This window comes from Streptomyces sp. NPDC002130 (assembly GCF_040296465.1).
GTDB lineage: Bacteria > Actinomycetota > Actinomycetes > Streptomycetales > Streptomycetaceae > Streptomyces.
The window spans coordinates 1-16420 of record NZ_JBEOXI010000189.1; the positions used below are offsets into that span (position 1 = coordinate 1).

Consider the following 16420-nt stretch of genomic DNA (forward strand, 5'->3'; position numbering starts at 1 on the left):
CACGCCGCGTCCACCTTCGGACGCAACACCGCATGCAACCGCTCGGGCGTCAGACCCTCCACCGTCACGTCATCCAGCACACCCGCCGTGTGCACCACGCCCGACAACTCACCGACCCCGGCGAGCAGTTCGGCCAGCGCCGACCGGTCGGTCACATCACACGCCGCCACCGTCACCGAAGCACCCAGCGCCTCCAGCTCCGACCGCAACTGGCCCGCACCGGGCGCCGCCTCACCACGCCGGCTCACCAACACCAGCGAACGCACCCCATGCACCTGGACCAGATGCCGGGCCGCAACAGCACCCAGACCACCCGTACCACCCGTCACCAGCACCGGACCCTCACCCCAGGCGACATCACCACCGCCACCCGGCACCGCCCGACGCAACCTCGGCACCACCAACTCACCCGACCGCACCGCCACCTGCGCCTCACCCGAGGCGACAGCGGCCGTGAGGGCGGCCGCGTCCGTGGCGTCGAGGTCCAGGAGCTGGAGGCGTCCGGGGCTCTCCGACTGTGCCGTGCGCAGCAGGCCCCACAGCGGGGCGTGGGCCAGGTCGGTGACGTCCTCGTCGGCCGCGGTGGCCACGGCGCCCCGGGTGGTGACCACGAGACGGGAGTCCGCGAAACGGTCGTCGGCGAGCCATTCCTGCACTTGGACGAGCGCCTGGCGGGCCGCCTCCCGCGCGCTGTCCGGCAGTGTCTCGCCGGCCGGTGCAAAGAAGTGGGGAGCGAGGACGACCGCGGGCGCGGGCGTGCCCGTGTCGACGGCCCGTGCGAGCTCTCCGAGGTCGGCGTAGGAGCGGACCGTGCCGTCCGGCAGGCCGAGGTCCGGCGCGGATCCGAGGACCGCCCAGGTGGTGAGGTCGGCCGTGGCGTCCGCGGCGGCAGGCCTGCTCCACTCGACCCTGAGCAGGCCGTCGGCGGATCCGGCGTCAGCTGCGCGCAGCGACTCGGCGGACAGCGGGCGCAGAGTCAGCTCCGCCACCTCGGCGACCGGTGCGCCCGAACCGTCGGCCACCGTGAGCGCGACGGTCGTGGAGCCGCCGTTCGCGGCCTCGGGCGCCGCTGCTCCGGCGAGCCGGACCCGCAGCACGGACGCGCCCGCGGCGGTCGTGCTCACTCCGGCCCAGGAGAACGGCAGCAGCGACCGGCCTCCGTCCCCGGCGACCCCGGGAAGCAGCGGGTGCAGGGCGGCGTCGAGCAGGGCCGGGTGGAGGGTGAACCGGCGTGCCTCGCCGCGCCTGTCGTCGTCGAGGGCGACCTCGGCGCAGAGGTCGTCACCGGCCGTCCAGAGCCGGCGCAGGTTGCGGAACGCGGGCCCGTATCCGTAGCCCTGCGCGGCGAGACGCTGGTAGGCGCCGGTGAGGTCGATCTCCCGGGCTCCCGCGGGAGGCCAGACCGTGAGCGATCCGCCGGCCGTGTCGCTCGCGGCGCTCAGAGTGCCGTACGCGTGCAGGGTCCAGGTCCCGTCGTGGCCGGGGTCGCCGTGGGGCCGGGCGTGGATGCGCACCGGGCGGGTCGCGTCGGTGTCCTCGGCGCCGACGGACACCTGGAGGTGCACGCCGCCGCGTTCGGGCAGTACGAGGGGGGCGGCGAGGGTGAGTTCCTCGACGGTTGCGGCGCCGAGCTGTTCACCCGCCCGTAGTGCGAGTTCGAGCAGTCCGGTGCCGGGCACGAGCACGGTGCCGGCGACGGTGTGCTCGGTCAGCCAGGGGTGCGTGCCGCGTGCCAGCCGGCCGGTGAGGACGTGTTCGTCGCGGTCGGCCAGCGGGACGGCGGCGCCGAGCAGCGGATGGTCGGCCGCCACGAGCCCGAAGCCCGCGGCGTCCGTGACGGTGGTGGGCGCGTCGAGCCAGTAGCGCTGCCGCTGGAACGCGTACAGCGGCAGGTCGGTGCCGTGTGCGCCGGGGAAGACGGTGTCCCAGCGGATGTCGGTGCCGCGCGCGGCGAGCAGCCCGAGGGCGGTCGCGAACACCTCCGGCTCGGGACGGCCCCGGCGCAGGACCGGCGCCACGACCCCGGACCTCTGCTCCAGGGACTCGGCGACCAGGGCGCTCAGCACACCGTCGGGGCCGAGTTCCACCCACTCGGTGACGCCCGCCGCCTCCAGCAGGCGTACGCCGTCGAGGAAGCGGACGGCTTCGCGGATGTGGCGCGCCCAGTAGTCGGGCGAGGCGAGGTCCTCGGCCGTGGCCAGTGCGCCGGTGACGTTGGAGACGATCGGGATGCGCGGCGCGTGGAAGGTGAGGTCCTCGGCGATCGCGCGGAACTCTTCCAGGATCTCGTCCATGTGCGGCGAGTGGAAGGCGTGGCTGACGGGGAGGCGCTTGACCCGGGCGCCCCCCTTCTTGAACCGGGCGGTGAGTTCGTCCACGGCGAGGGCGTCGCCCGAGATGACCGTGGCACGCGGCCCGTTGACCCCGGCGACCGCGATCCGGTCGCCGTAGGGGGCGAGCGCGGCGCGGACCGCGGCCTCGGTGGCTTCGACGGCCGCCATGGCGCCGCCCTCCCGGGCGGCCTGCATCAGCCGGCCGCGTTCGGCCACGAGGACGCAGGCGTCGGGCAGGTCGAGGACGCCCGCGAGGTGGGCGGCGGTGACCTCGCCGATCGAGTGGCCGAGCAGGAAGTCCGGGGTTAGGCCGTGGTGTTCGGCGAGGCGGAACAGCGCGGTCTCCAGGGCGAACAGCGCGGTCTGGGTGAACGCCGTCTGGTCGAGCAGCGCGGCGTCCGCGCTGTCCTCGGCGGCGAAGAGCACCGACTTCAGCGGACGCATGAGTTCGGGGTCCAGGTGGGCGCACACCTCGTCGAGGGCCGCCGCGAACACCGGGGATGTCTCGTACAGTTCGCGGCCCATGCCGAGGCGCTGAGCGCCCTGTCCGGTCAGCAGGAAGGCGGTCTTTCCGCGCGTGGGCGCGGGGGTGCGCTGCGCCGCGGGTGTGGTCTCACCGCGGCTCAGCGCTGCGAGGCCGTCGAGCAGTTCGGCGTGGTCCCGGGCGACCACCACGGCTCCGCGGTTGTGCCGGGCCCGCCGGGTGCCGAGGGACCAGCCGAGGTCCGCGAGAGCATCCTCGGGGTGGCGGTCGAGGTGGTCGTGCAGACGCCGTGCCTGGCCGCGCAGCGCGGCCTCGTCCCGCGCGGACAGCACGAACGGAACGGGCCCCGGCAGCTCGGGCCGCTCGGCGGCGACCGCCGCGGGCGCGAACTCCTCGACCACCACGTGTGCGTTGGTCCCGCTGATGCCGAAGGAGGAGACGCCCGCGCGACGCGGCACGCCGTCCCTGGCGGTCCACTCGCGCTGCTCGCTCAGCAGCTCGACCGAGCCGGTGTCCCACTCCACGAACGGCGACGGCTCGTCCACGTGCAGCGTCCGCGGCAGCACACCGTGCCGCATCGCCTGCACCATCTTGATGACACCACCGACACCGGCCGCCGCCTGCGCATGACCGATGTTCGACTTCAACGAACCCAGGAACAACGGCTGTTCCCGGTCCTGGCCGTACGTCGCCAGCAACGCCTGCGCCTCGATCGGGTCACCCAGCCGCGTCCCCGTACCGTGCGCCTCCACCGCGTCCACCTCGGCAGGCGTCAGACGGGCGTCGGACAGGGCGTCGCGGATGACGCGCTGCTGGGAGGGGCCGACCGGGGCGGTCAGGCCGTTGCCGGTGCCGTCCTGGTTGATGGCGCTGCCCCGTACGACGGCCAGCACCCGGTGTCCGTTGCGGATCGCGTCCGACAGGCGCTCCACGACCAGGAGGCCGACGCCCTCGGCCCAGGAGGTGCCGTCGGCGGACGCGGCGAAGGACTTGGAGCGTCCGTCTGCGGCCAGGCCACGCTGGCGGGAGAACTCCACGAACATGCCGGGCGACGACATGACGGTCGCGCCGCCCGCGATGGCCAGATTGGTCTCACCCGTGCGCAGCGAGCGCACCGCCATGTGCAGGGCGACCAGCGAGGAGGAGCAGGCCGTGTCGACGGTGACGGCCGGGCCGAGGAGCCCGAGCTGGTAGGCGATGCGGCCGGACATGACGCTCGGGGTGGTGCCGGTGAGGAGGTGCCCCTCGACGGTGTCCGGGGCCTCGTGCATCCGGGGCCCGTAGTCGAGGGTGGTGGCGCCCACGAACACGCCGGTGCGGGTGCCCTTGAGGGCGGCGGCGTCCAGGCCGGCCCGTTCGACGGCCTCCCAGGCGGTCTCCAGGAGGAGGCGCTGCTGCGGGTCCATGGCGAGGGCCTCGCGGGGCGAGATCCCGAAGAACTCGTTGTCGAAGAGGGCGGCGTCGTGCAGGAAGCCGCCCTCGCGGACGGTGCTGTGACCGCCGTGCGTGGGGTCGGCGTCGTAGAGGTCCGCGTCCCAGCCCCGGTCGCCCGGGAAGCCGGATATGGCGTCCCGGCCGTCGGCGACCAGGTGCCACAGCTCCTCGGGCGAGGTGACGCCGCCGGGGTAGCGGCAGGCCATGCCGACGATGGCGATGGGTTCGTGCGCCGGGTCGGAGGTGCCGGTCGGACGGTCCTCGGTGGCTTCGGCGGTGTCCGGGCCGGTGAGGAGGGTGGTGAGGTGGGCGATGAGGGCGGCCGGGGTGGGGTGGTCGAACAGCAGGCCGCTGGGCAGCTTGAGGCCGGTGGCGGTGGCGAGCTGGTTGCGCAGCTCGACCGTCATCAGGGAGTCGAAGCCGAGGTCCTTGAACGCGGCGTGCGGGTCGACGCGCCGGATGTCGGTGTGCTCCAGCACGGCTGCGACCCGCTCCAGCACGAGGGCGGTGGCGTCGGGGGCCGGGGCGGACGGGGGCGCGATGCCGTCGGGAGCCGGGGCGGACGGGGGCGCGGTGCCGTCGGGGGCCTGGGCAGCCAGGGGTGTGCCGGTCGCTGCTTCGGGCAGCGCCGGTGCCTGTGCGGCGGGGGCGGCCGGGCCGTCGATCCAGTGACGCTCGCGCTGGAAGGCGTAGGTGGGGAGCGGGACGCGGCGGCCCGGGAACCCGGCGTGCACGGCCGCCCAGTCGACGGGCGTGCCGCGGACGAACGCGGCCGCGACGCCGGTGAGCAGGGAGCGGACCTCCGCGCGCCCCGCGCGGAGCGTGGCGACGGGCGCGGTGCTCCCGGTGTCGTCGGCGCTCGCGGCGGCCAGCGCGGTCAGGACGCCGTCGGGGCCCAGTTCCAGCAGGGTGGCGGCGCCCAGCTCCTCCAGGGTGCGTACGGCGTCGAGGAAGCGGACCGGGCGGCGCACCTGCTCGACCCAGTAGGCGGGCGAGGTCCACCGGCCCGGTGCGACGGCGGCGCCGGTGACCGTGGACACGGCCGGGATCCGCGGCTCGTGGAAGGTCAGTTCCTCCACGACGGCGCGGAACGGCTCCAGCATCGGGTCCATGAGCGGCGAGTGGAAGGCGTGGCTGACCGTGAGACGGCGGGTCTTGCGGCCCTGCGCGGCGAGCTGCTCCGCGACGGCCGTGACGCTGTCGAGCGCGCCGGACAGCACGACCGCGCGCGGCCCGTTGACGGCGGCGACGGCCACCGGCCCGTCCTGCGCGGCGAGCAGGGGCAGCACCTCGTCCTCGGCGGCCGCGACGGCGACCATGGCGCCGCCGGCCGGCAGTTCCTGCATCAGGCGGCCCCGGGCCGCGACGAGCCGGGCGGCGTCGTCGAGGGACAGCACGCCCGCGACGTGGGCGGCGGCGATCTCCCCGATGGAGTGCCCGGCCACGTGGCCCGGGGTGACGCCCCAGGAGGTGACGAGGCGGTACAGGGCGACCTCGACGGCGAACAGCGCGGGCTGGGTCCAGGCGGTGTCGTGCAGGCCGGTCCCGGAATCCACGACCTCGGCGAGGGGCCGGTCGAGCAGCGGGGCGAAGGCCCGGCACACTTCGTCGAAGGCGGCGCGGAACACCGGGAAGGTGTCCCGCAGTTCGCGGCCCATGCCGGTGCGCTGGGCGCCCTGCCCGGTGAACAGGAAGGCCGTCCCGCCCGGGCGGACGGCGCCCGTGACGACCGGCGCGGCGGCGCGGCCCCCGGCCAGGGCGGTCAGGCCCGCGACCATGCCGGCGTGGTCGTCGGCGAGGACGACGGCGCGGTGGTCGAAGACGGTGCGGGTGGTGGCCAGGGAGCGGCCGACGTCCTCGGGGCGGGGCTCGGGCACGGCGGTCACTGCGGCGCGCAGCCGGTCGGCCTGCGCGGCGAGGGCGGCGGCGTCACGGCCGGAGACGACCCAGGGCAGCAGGACGCCGCCGGTGTCGGGAGCCTCGGCCGGTGACGGTGTGTCCGGTCCCTCGCCCAGCACCACGTGGGCGTTGGTGCCGCCCATGCCGAACGAGGAGACCCCGGCGATCAGCGCCCGGTTGGGGTCGGGCCAGTCACCCGTCTCGCGCTGCACCTCCAGGCCGAGGTCCGCCAGCGGGATCGCCGGGTTCGGGGTGTCGAAGTTGAGACTGGCGGGCAGCCGGCGGTGGCGCAGTGCCAGCAGGGTCTTGATCAGGCCGACGATGCCGGCGGCGCCCTCCAGGTGGCCCACGTTGGTCTTCGCGGACCCGACCCGCAGCGGTCCGGCGCCGGAGCGGGACGCGCCCAGCACCGCGCCGAGTGCGGCGGCCTCGACGGGATCGCCGACCGGCGTGCCGGTGCCGTGCAGTTCGACGTACTGGACGGCGTCGGGGTCGAGGCCGCTGCGCTCGTACGCCTCGCGCAGGACCCGTTCCTGGGTCTCCTGGCCGGGCACGGTCAGTCCGGGGGTGGCGCCGTCGTTGTTGACGGCGCTGGCGTGGATGACCCCGAGGACGTCGTCGCCGTCGGCGAGGGCCCGGGACAGCGGCTTGAGGACGACGGCGCCGCCGCCCTCGCCGCGTACGAAGCCGTTGGCGCGGGCGTCGAAGGTGTAGGTGGTGCCGTCGGGAGAGAGGCCGCCGAAGCGCTCCCCGGCGACCGCGGCCTCGGCGAGGATGTTGAGGTTGACCCCGGCGACGATGGCCGCGTCGGACTCGCCGGTGCGCAGCGACTCGCACGCCAGGTGCACGGCGACCAGCGAGGACGACTGGGCCGAGTCGACGGTGAGGCTGGGGCCGCGCAGCCCGAGGTGGTAGGAGACGCGGTTGGCGATCACGCCGCGGTTGACGCCGGTCATGGTGTGCTGGGTGACGGCCCGGGCGCCGTGCCGGTAGAGCAGGGCGGCGTAGTCGTCGCGCAGGGTGCCGACGAAGACGGCGGTGCGGCTGCCGCGCAGGGTGGCCGGGACGATCCCGGCGTTCTCCAGTGCCTCCCAGGCCAGTTCGAGGACGAGGCGCTGCTGCGGGTCCATGACGCGGGCCTCGCGCGGGGCGATGCCGAAGAAGCCGGCGTCGAAGGTGTCGACGCGTTCGAGGAAGCCTCCGTGGCGCAGACCGGGTTCCGTACCGGCGGGCGCGGCCTCGCCGGTGGCGGGCTGCCAACGGTCCGCCGGGGCCGGGGTGATGGCGGAGCGGCCGGTGCTCAGCAGCTCCCAGAAGGCCTCGGGATTCCCGGCTCCGGGCAGACGGCAGGAAAGGCCGACGACGGCGATTTTCTCGCTCCGTGCACGGCGCGTCCCGATCGATTCGGACTGGTGCTGATTCGTCATCGCGCTCGACTGCCCTTTCGGCCGAATTACCGCAAGACTGCTGAGTGGGGGAATGTTCGGCCCGATCGTAGGCAGGGGTATCTCTCCCGCTTCTCAGTGTCCGGCCTCGCTTCGGTAATTCGGTGCGGGCGAAAGGGGAGGCGAAAAGGAGAAGGCGCCATGACCGGACGGTTGACGGGGACCGCACTCCCCGTTTCCCACCGCCCGGTCATGGCGCTGCCGTCGGTCAGCCGGCGAGGGTCGCGGCCTGTTCCGCGGCACGGAAGCCGGACTCCAGGGCGCCTTCGACGAAGGCGCCGTTCCAGCCGCTCGCTATGTCACCGCCCGCGAAGACGATGCGTCCGAACGGCTGCTGGATGTCCGGCAGCTGACGCAGGAGCTGTCCCGGCCGGCGCAGGCCCCAGCCGCCGCGCGCGTACGGGTCCTTGTGCCATTCCTTCGCCCGGTACTCGACGACCCTGGCCTCCGGCAGCAGCCCGCGCACGGCGGCACGCACCGCCTGCGGGTCGGACACGTCGAGGGCGGGGCCGGTGAAGGCCACGAAGATGCGGCCGTCGGGCAGCTGCTTCTGCGGGATGAGCAGCAGGATGGGGGCGCCCTCCGGGGCCTGGGCCGAGACCGCCTCGGAGGTGCCCTTCACCCGCAGCCACAGCTTGGTGGCGTGCGGGACGCCGAGGCCCTCGCGGGCGGCGTCGGTGTACACCTCGGGCAGGCCCGGCTCGAAGGTGAGCGTGGACCACATGTTGACGGGCGTGGCGAGCACGACGACCGGGGCCTGGTACACCCGGCCGCCGCGGACCTCCACGTGGGTGAGGCCGCCGCGCTCGCGGATCGCCGTCACCGGCGAGTTGAGGCTGACGGTCGCGCCGGACTCGCGCAGCATCCGCTCCAGGATGGAGATCATGCCGCCCTCGGGCAGCTCGCTCATCACCGAGAGGAACCTGTCGTAGGTGCCGCCGGCGAGCTGGTACCACTGGGCGAGGCCGGTGAGGGAGCCGGTCTTGTTGCCGCCGGCGAACACCGAGGTGGCGCCGCTCACCCAGTCGTGGTCGACGCCGGTCAGCTGGAGCTGGGCGATGCGGTCGGCCAGCGAGAGGCGGTCCACGGACGCCAGCAGGTCCTTGCGGTGCAGCGGCTCGTAGGGCCGCTCGAAGTACTGCTCGGAGCCGGCGTAGAAGTCCGCGAAGAGGCTGTTGAGGCGGGCGCCGGCCTCCTGCGGGGAGTGGCTGGCGTAGCCGTTCGGGCCGGGCATCACCATGCGGGTGGCGTGCACGTCCTCGGTGGTGGTGAGCGAGTAGCGCTTCAGTTCGCGGGCCACCAGGTCCTGGCCGGGGCCGAACCAGCCGCCGCCCAGTTCGATGTGCTGCCCGGCCAGCGTGCCGGGTTCGATGCGGCCGCCGATCCGGCCGCGGGCCTCCAGGACCAGGACCTTCATGCCGCGGGCGCCCAGCTCGCGGGCGACGGTGCCGCCCGCGTATCCGGCGCCGACCACGATGGCGTCGTAGGGCTTGTCGTCCGCCGCGGCGGCGGAGGACGCCGTCGCGGTGGCGGCACCGGCGGCGAGCGCGGTGGCGCCCGCCGCCTTGAGGACGGTTCTTCTGGTGACGCGTCCGTGGGCGCGAGGGGTCGTGCTGTCGCCGTTCTCGGTCATGGAACACACCTTTCGCGAAGAGCGGGAATTGCGGGACGGAAAAGCGCAAGGAATCGACGGAAGAAAACGACCGCGTCGCCGGATTTTCGGGGCGCCGGAGTTTCGGGGCATGGAGAAGGGGCCGGTTCCGACGGGGGATTCGGAACCGGCCCCTTCGTCAGGGGGTGAAGCGAATACCGGGCCCGGCGCCTACCGGTTGGGGCGGCGGTACGCCTTCACCACGCTGGCGTAGCTGTTCTTGGCGTGGCCCTGGGCGATGATGCCCTCCATCAGCGCCTCGGAGTACTTGGGCAGTTCGGTGTCGACGCCGAGTGCCTCGGACTCCTCGACCAGGTGCTTGAGCGCGCCCAGGTGCGTCTCCAGGGTGGCGTCGTTGGCCGGGAACTTCTCGTCGCCGGCGTCGATCTGCGCGGCGTAGTCGGCCGTGAACATCTTGATGGCGTCGAGCCACATGTGGGCCCACGGCAGGAACTCCTGCGCCTTGACGCCGCCGGTCTCCACGATGGCCACGCCGTGCAGGAAGCTGTTGAGGGCGCCCCACATCAGGCCGAGCAGCGACACGTCGAACAGGGCGGGCTTGCCGTGGTCGGTGCCGAGGTAGGTGGTGCCGCCGCCGAGGAGCTTCAGCACGGGCTCGTGGGCGTCGAAGACGGCCTGGTCGCCCGCGTAGAAGAGGACGGACGTCTCGGCGCCGATGCCGGGCGGGGTGATCATGATGGCGCCGTCGAGGTACTGGGCGCCGTTCTTCTCCGCCCACTCGGCGGTCTGCCGGGCCTGCTCGGAGGAGCCCGTGGTCAGGTTGACGACGGTCTTGCCGCGCAGGGCGTCGCCGAGCGAGCCGATGACGTCGTGCACCACGTCGTAGGTCGAGACGCACACGACCACCAGGTCGCTCGCGGCGACGGCGTCGGCGGGGTTCGCGGCGAGGACCGCGCCGTCCTTGACGAGGCCGTCGGCCTTGCCGGCCGAGCGGTTCCACACGGTGGTGGCGTGACCCGCCTTCAGGAAGGCGGCGGCCAGGGCCTGCCCCATCAGGCCGAGGCCGAGCACCGACACCGAGGTGTGGTTGTCACCCATGAATCAGTTCCTCCAGTACGAAGTGGTGTGCTGAGCGAGCCGGCACGGGGGCGCGCCGGCGGTGAGAAGAGGGGTCCGGGCGTCGGCTCAGAGGAAGACGGTGCCGGGCTCCAGGCCGACCAGGACGCGGCCCTGGAGTTCGAGGTTGACGTCGGCGTTGGCCAGCGCGTGCAGCGAGAAGCCCTGGATGTCGCGGTGGAAGCGCTGCAGGTGGACGTCGCGCCGGATGACGGAGCCGCCGCTGGCGTTGTGGAGGATCTCCACGGCTTCCTTGGCCAGTTGGGCGGCGAAGCCGGTCTGGCCGCGCACGATCGCCTTCTCGGCGTCGATGGGCTGCTCGCCGGCGTCGGCGCGCTCCTGGAGGAGGGTGAGCCAGCGGGTCGACAGGGCCTCGGCGGCGTCGATCTTGTTGGCGGCCGTGGCGACCTGGATCTGCGTGAGCGGGTGCAGCTTCTGGTCGGTCCAGTCGGTGTAGGTGATGCCGCGGCCGGGCAGGCGCTCGAGGAACAGTTCGTAGGCGCCGCGCGCGATGCCGATGAACACGGCGGCGCACTCGGCCATGACGAAGCTGAGCAGGCCGTAGTTGCGGCCGGTGGCGCCCATGTTGGAGCGGTCGCCGGTCGCGCTGACCATGACCTCCTCGAAGGACACGGCGTGGTGGGCCGGCACGAAGACGTCCTCGGCGACCGCGGTGGCGCTGCCGGTGGCGGCACCGGCCGAGACGTCCCAGTCGTCGACGATTCTGAGGTCGGACATGGGGACGAGGGCCATGATCTCGCCCTCGGTGCCGTCCGGGTTGCGCACCATCGCGGCGGTGAAGTCCCAGTCGGCGCCCTTGCAGCCGGTGTTGAACTTCCAGGTGCCGTTGAGGAGGTAGCCGCCCTCGGTGGGGACGGCGACACCGGTCGGCGCGAACGCGCTGGAGATCTTGACGGAGCCGGACGCGAAGACCTCCTCCTGGGCCCGGTCGGGGTAGAGCGTCGCCGTCCATGTGCTCGTCACCCAGACCATCGTCACCCACGCGGCGGCGGGGCAGCCGCGGCCGATCTCGGTGATGACCCGGGCCTGGTCGGCGAGCGGCAGGTCGAGCCCGCCGAACCGGCGCGGCACGGCCATGCGGAACACCCCGGCTTTCTCCAGGAGTTCGATGCTCTCGTCCAGCAGCCAGCCGCGGTCCTCGGCGGCGCGGCCGTTCTCGCGCAGGGTCGGGACGATGCTGTCCACGGCTTCCAGTACGGCTGCCAGGTCGTCGTTCGTGGCCATTCCGGCTCCTCGATTGTGATTCCTACTGCCGGTCGAGAGGCGCGAGAACCCAACGCTCCCCGGCAGTTCAAAACCTTAACGAAGGCCTCGGAGAAATGAGTAAGAGCACACTCATCGCCCGGTCATCACTGCCGTACCTCCGGAAACCGGAGGGGATCTGACGCACAATTACCGGAGAATTACCGGGCACTGACCGGGAAATGGTCGGACGGTGGTCGCAAAGGCCTGTGTGGGACCATCCCAGCATGACTCTTTCATGGCCCGAACTCGTACGTACGGCGGCCGAGGACACGACCTCGGCACTGGAAAAGGGAGCAGATCAGGACTGGCGCGGAAAGGCGGGTGATCTGGACTGGAGCTGTCGTGAGACCCTTTCGCACATCGCGCTCGGGGTGGTGGGGTACGCGGGTCTGCTCATCGCCCGCCCCACCGACCGCTACATCACCCTGTTCTCCTCGATCGACGGCCACGCGCCGGTGCCGGCCGCCCTGGAGGGCATCCGGATCGCGGGCACGCTGCTCGCCGGCACCGTCCGCGACACCCCGCCGGAGGTTCGCGCCTGGCACCCGTACGGCCACTCGGACGCGGCCGGCTTCGCCGCGATGGGCGTGCTCGAACTCGTCGTCCACGGACGGGACATCGCGCAGGCGGTAGGCGTGGAGTACACGCCGTCGGACGCCCTGGCGGCGCCGGTGGTCGAGCGGCTCTTCCCCGACGCGCCCACCGGTCACTCCCCCGCCGAGACCCTGCTGTGGTGCACGGGACGCGCCGCACTGCCCGGGCTGCCGCGCCGCGGCGCCTGGCGCTGGGACGGCCGGGTGCGCCAGGCCTGAGGCCGCCCCTGCCCCACGCTCACCGGATCACCTGCCGCCGGGCGACTCGCACGCAGTCGCCCGGCGGCACTGTCATGTCGGCCCCGCCCGCCGGGAGACCACGGCATTACCGCAGCGTGGCTGGAACGTTGAACTCGCCCGAATAGTGTCGGCCCGGAAATGCACGAGCACCCGCACTGCCCGTGCAGCACCCGCGTGGAACGTTCCTTTCTCCTGAACGTTCTCCTCAAACGTCTCTCCAGCCAAGAAGGCAGGTCGATTTCCGCCATGTCCGAGCTCGTCGCGGAACTGGAAAACCACACCGCACGCTACGTCGAGGCCGTCAACGCCGGCGACTACGAGACGGTCGAGAAGTTCTACACCGCCGACGCGGTCGCCGTATGGGAACCGGGCAAGCCGCTCAGTGGTGACGAACGCCGGAAGTACCAGCGGGAATTCCTCGAGGCCGGGCCGCGCATGGCGGCCAAGCCCCGGCAGGTGTTCGTGACCGGTGAGACCGCGCTGATGATCGTCGACTGGACGATCGACATCACCGGCGCCGACGGCACCACCGACCACCTGGCCGGTGTCGGGGTGGACGTGCTGACCCGCGGCGAGGACGGGGTGTGGCGCTACGCCATCGACGACCCGTACGGCCAGGCGAGCTGACCGGCGCGAGCGCCGCGGCACGCAGCACGAGCACGCAGCACCGAAAGCACCTTGGCCCATGAGTGAGATGCCGGTTCCGCACGGCGGGCCCGCACCGAGTACACGGGGGACACACAGCACCATGCACAGCACCGGACCCATCAGCGGGCGGCGGCCGACGCGCCGCACCCTGCTCAAGGCGGCCGGGGCGGCCGCCGTCACGGTACCCGCCCTCACCACGCTCGCCCCGGCCGCCTCGGCCGCCACCCGCGGCGCCGCGGCGGACTGGGACGTCATCGTCATCGGCGCGGGTTTCGCCGGCATCACCGCGGCCCGCGAACTGCGCGCCCGTGGCAAGCGGGTGCTCGTCCTTGAGGCCCGTGACCGCATCGGCGGCCGCACCTGGACGGACACCTACGGCGGCCAGCTGATCGAGCGCGGCGGGACCTGGGTCGAGCCGACCCAGCCCTACCTCGGCGCCGAACTCACCCGGTACAAGCTGGCGTTGGAAGAGGACGAGCCGATCTCGACCACGTGGCTGCCGACGCCGAACGGCCCGCGGCAGTTCACGCCCGAGGACGGGTTCGGCCGGATGGGCACCGTCTTCGAGCGCATGTTCGACGGTACGCGGACGTACTTCGAGAAGCCGTTCCAGCCCCTGCACCGGGCCGACCTGCTGCAGAGCCTGGACAAGCTGACGCTGCGCGACCGCCTGACCCAGCTCGCCCTCACGCGCGAGGAGGAACTCCTCGTCAACGGGCAGACCGCGGTCTACGCCGGCGGCGCGAGCACGGCCGGTGCCTTCACCATGTTCGCCCACTGGTGGGCCCTGGCCGGTCACACCAACGCAGGGTGGAACGACACCATGCGCTGGCGCATCGCCAAGGGCACCAAGGCCCTGCTCCAGGCGATGGTCAACGAGGCCAAGCCGACGATCAAGCTCAGCTCGCCGGTCGCCTCGGTGAACGACACCGGGTCTCTGGTGTACGTCACCACCACCTCCGGCACGCGCTACAGCGCCACCGCGGTCGTCGTCGCGATGCCGGTCAACGCCCTGAGCACGGTGAAGTTCAGCCCGTCCCTGCCCCCGGCGCTCACCGCCGCGACGAGCCAGGGCATCGCCGTGGCCAATGCGGTGAAGCTGTGGATCCACGCCCGCAAGGGAGCCGGCCGGGTCTACGGCCAGGGCGCCGAGGGCGGCTCCGCGATCCCCATGCTGCTGCCGTTCAAGGAAACCTCCGACGGCATGCTCTACGTCGCCTTCAGCACCGCTCCCGGGCTCGACCCGACGAACACCGCCCAGGTGAAGAAGGCCGTGCAGCAGCTCGGCGTGAACCTGGACGTCATCGACGTCAAGGCGCACGACTGGGGCCGCGATCCCTACGCGCGCGGCGGCTGGGCGTTCCGCAAGCCGCGGCAGCTCACCACGCTCTACCCGGAGGTCACCTACACCAGCGGGCGACTCTCCTTCGCCAGCGGCGACATAGCCAACGGCTGGAGCGGCTACATCGACGGCGCCATCGAGTCCGGTCTGCGTGCCGCACGGCAGGCAGCGGGCGAGGAATGACCACCGAGGCATCACCCACCCACCCCCCGGAAGGGAACCGCATCCCCATGTCAGCAACGCCGGCCACGCCAGCCACGTCCTTCACCGTCCCCTTCGACCCGGAACGCCCCGACCTCACCTCCGACACGGACATCCAGAACGAGATCTTCATCCAGGTCTTCAACTCGGGTGACGGCGAACTGTTCAACCGCCTCTACCTCGACGACTCCGTGTCGAACTTCTCGGGCGAACCCCTGACGGGAGCCGACCGGCTGGCTTTCTTCAAGGAGTTCCTGGCCTCGAAGCCGACCCTCGAGGCGAGCGTCACCCACTCGTACGTCGCCGGTGACGTGGCGCTGATCGGGGTCGAGTACGCCATCGACACCACCGGCCCCGACGGTGAGCCGGTCCGGCTGGAGGGTGTCTGCACCGACGTGCTCCGCAAGACCGAGGACGGCCGCTGGCTGATGGCCATCGACCGCCCGGTGGCCGCGACCGGTCTCGTCGCCGACTAGCGCACCCGGGAGCCCCCCTGGTGCGCCAGGGGGGCTCCGCCGTGCCGGAAAACCCCAGATGGCCCGACGAAACGACGGAGAGACGATGACCGATCAGCAAGACCTGGCGTCCGTGCTGGACGCCGTACGCGATGCCGTCCCCACGCTGCGCGCGAACGGCGCGGACGCGGAGGAACGGCGTTGGATCCCCGACGAGAACATCCGGCTGCTGGACAAGGCCGGGGTGTTCCGCGCCGCGGTGCCCCGCGCCCACGGCGGGCTCGACCTCGGCGTCGCCGACCAGTTCAAGGTCATCGCCGAGGTCGCCCGGGGCTGCCCGTCCACCGGCTGGCTGACCATGGTGTGGCTCACCAGCACCTGGTGCGCCTCCCTCTACCCCGACCGGGCGCAGAAGGAGGTGTTCGAGGGCGGCAACACCCGGGTGTCCATCGTCTTCGCCCCGACCGGCACCCTCACCCCCGTCGAGGGCGGTTACCGCCTCACCGGCAGGTGGGGCTACAACTCCGGTGTCCGGGGCGCCGACTGGGACCTGCTCGCCGCGATGGTGGAGCGCCCCGACGGCAGTCACGAGGAACTCGTCGCGCTGGTCCCGGTCTCCGAGCTGGAGGTCACCGACGACTGGCACGTCAGCGCGGGAGCCGCCACCGGCAGCTGCACCACCACCGCCCAGGACGTGTTCGTGCCCGCCCACCGCGTGGTCTCCCTGGAGGAGGCCATGGTCAGCGCGACCGGCGACCGCGAGAACACCGGCGCCACCGGCCGCAACTACGGCCTGCTCGGGTACGTCCTGTCCGGCGTCGCGGCCGCGTTCACCGGCATCGCGCGCGGCGCCTTCGAGCTGTTCCTGGAGCGCCTGCCCGGCCGCGGCATCACGTACACCGACTGGACCGACCAGAAGCTGCACCCGCTCACGCAGATCCAGGTCGCCACGGCCGCCAACAAGATCGACGCCGCCGAGGCCCTGGCGGATCTGTGGCTGGAGGTGCTGCAGAGCCGGGCCGACGCCGGCGAACAGCCCACCGACGAGGAGAAGGCCGTGGTCCGCGGCCGGACGGCGTACGCGGCGCAGCTCGCCAAGGAGGCCGTGGAGGTGCTGTACGCGGCGAGCGGCGGCTCGGTCATCCGGCGCGAGGTCGCCCTGCAGCGGTTCCACCGTGACATCCAGGGCTTCGCGCTGCACGCCCTGGTCCAGCGGGACGCCAACCTGGAGGTCCAGGGACGGGTCCTGGTCGGCATGGACCCGGGCACGTACTTCCTGTGACGGCCGGCCTCCCGCGGCGGCGGCCGGCCGGTGCGGCGGGCGAGACGCGTGACCACCTCGGCCAGGCGGG

The 16420-nt window shown here is 72.7% G+C and carries 9 protein-coding genes; 5 read left to right on the forward strand and 4 right to left on the reverse strand.

Going from position 1 to position 16420, the window contains the following annotated elements; genetic code table 11:
- The 4 genes from ABT116_RS29360 to ABT116_RS29375 form a co-directional block, all read right to left on the reverse strand.
- On the reverse strand, nt 1–7577 hold a 7577-nt coding region (locus ABT116_RS29360), incomplete at its 3' end, for an SDR family NAD(P)-dependent oxidoreductase (RefSeq protein ID WP_351640089.1).
- 226 nt (nt 7578–7803) lie between these two features.
- Nucleotides 7804–9228, reverse strand: coding sequence for a flavin monoamine oxidase family protein (locus ABT116_RS29365; RefSeq protein WP_351640091.1), 1425 nt, complete (start codon nt 9226–9228; stop codon nt 7804–7806).
- 189 nt (nt 9229–9417) lie between these two features.
- Nucleotides 9418–10305, reverse strand: coding sequence for an NAD(P)-dependent oxidoreductase (locus tag ABT116_RS29370; protein WP_351640093.1), 888 nt, complete (start codon nt 10303–10305; stop codon nt 9418–9420).
- 87 nt (nt 10306–10392) lie between these two features.
- A complete protein-coding gene (locus ABT116_RS29375; RefSeq protein WP_351640095.1) occupies nt 10393–11568 on the reverse strand; it encodes an acyl-CoA dehydrogenase family protein in 1176 nt (391 codons plus the stop codon).
- A 245-nt stretch (nt 11569–11813) separates the two neighbouring features.
- Between ABT116_RS29375 and ABT116_RS29380 the strand changes: the two genes are divergently transcribed.
- The 5 genes from ABT116_RS29380 to ABT116_RS29400 all read left to right on the forward strand — a co-directional run bounded on the left by ABT116_RS29380 (nt 11814) and on the right by ABT116_RS29400 (nt 16350).
- Nucleotides 11814–12401: a maleylpyruvate isomerase N-terminal domain-containing protein gene (locus ABT116_RS29380; RefSeq protein WP_350710618.1), complete on the forward strand. Its 588-nt coding sequence runs from the start codon at nt 11814–11816 to the stop codon at nt 12399–12401.
- 267 nt (nt 12402–12668) lie between these two features.
- Nucleotides 12669–13049, forward strand: a complete 381-nt coding sequence (locus ABT116_RS29385) for a YybH family protein (protein ID WP_142158600.1) — start codon at nt 12669–12671, stop codon at nt 13047–13049.
- A 121-nt stretch (nt 13050–13170) separates the two neighbouring features.
- A complete protein-coding gene (locus tag ABT116_RS29390) occupies nt 13171–14595 on the forward strand; it encodes a flavin monoamine oxidase family protein (RefSeq protein WP_351640097.1) in 1425 nt (474 codons plus the stop codon).
- A gap of 47 nt (nt 14596–14642) precedes the next feature.
- The gene (locus tag ABT116_RS29395) at nt 14643–15089 is read left to right on the forward strand and encodes a YybH family protein (RefSeq protein WP_351640098.1); all 447 of its coding nucleotides are present in this window, start codon (nt 14643–14645) and stop codon (nt 15087–15089) included.
- 85 nt (nt 15090–15174) lie between these two features.
- Nucleotides 15175–16350 (forward strand): acyl-CoA dehydrogenase family protein, encoded by a 1176-nt coding sequence (locus ABT116_RS29400; protein WP_351640100.1) that lies wholly within the window; start codon nt 15175–15177, stop codon nt 16348–16350.
- Nucleotides 16351–16420: the final 70 nt, after the last annotated feature.

Coding starts and splice junctions, on each gene's coding strand:
- ABT116_RS29385 (WP_142158600.1), top strand. CDS start 12,669: ATGTCCGAGCTCGTCGCGGAACTGGAAAACCACACCGCACGCTACGTC.
- ABT116_RS29395 (WP_351640098.1), top strand. CDS start 14,643: ATGTCAGCAACGCCGGCCACGCCAGCCACGTCCTTCACCGTCCCCTTC.
- ABT116_RS29370 (WP_351640093.1), bottom strand. CDS start 10,305: ATGGGTGACAACCACACCTCGGTGTCGGTGCTCGGCCTCGGCCTGATG.
- ABT116_RS29375 (WP_351640095.1), bottom strand. CDS start 11,568: ATGGCCACGAACGACGACCTGGCAGCCGTACTGGAAGCCGTGGACAGC.
- ABT116_RS29400 (WP_351640100.1), top strand. CDS start 15,175: ATGACCGATCAGCAAGACCTGGCGTCCGTGCTGGACGCCGTACGCGAT.
- ABT116_RS29390 (WP_351640097.1), top strand. CDS start 13,171: ATGCACAGCACCGGACCCATCAGCGGGCGGCGGCCGACGCGCCGCACC.
- ABT116_RS29380 (WP_350710618.1), top strand. CDS start 11,814: ATGACTCTTTCATGGCCCGAACTCGTACGTACGGCGGCCGAGGACACG.
- ABT116_RS29365 (WP_351640091.1), bottom strand. CDS start 9,228: ATGACCGAGAACGGCGACAGCACGACCCCTCGCGCCCACGGACGCGTC.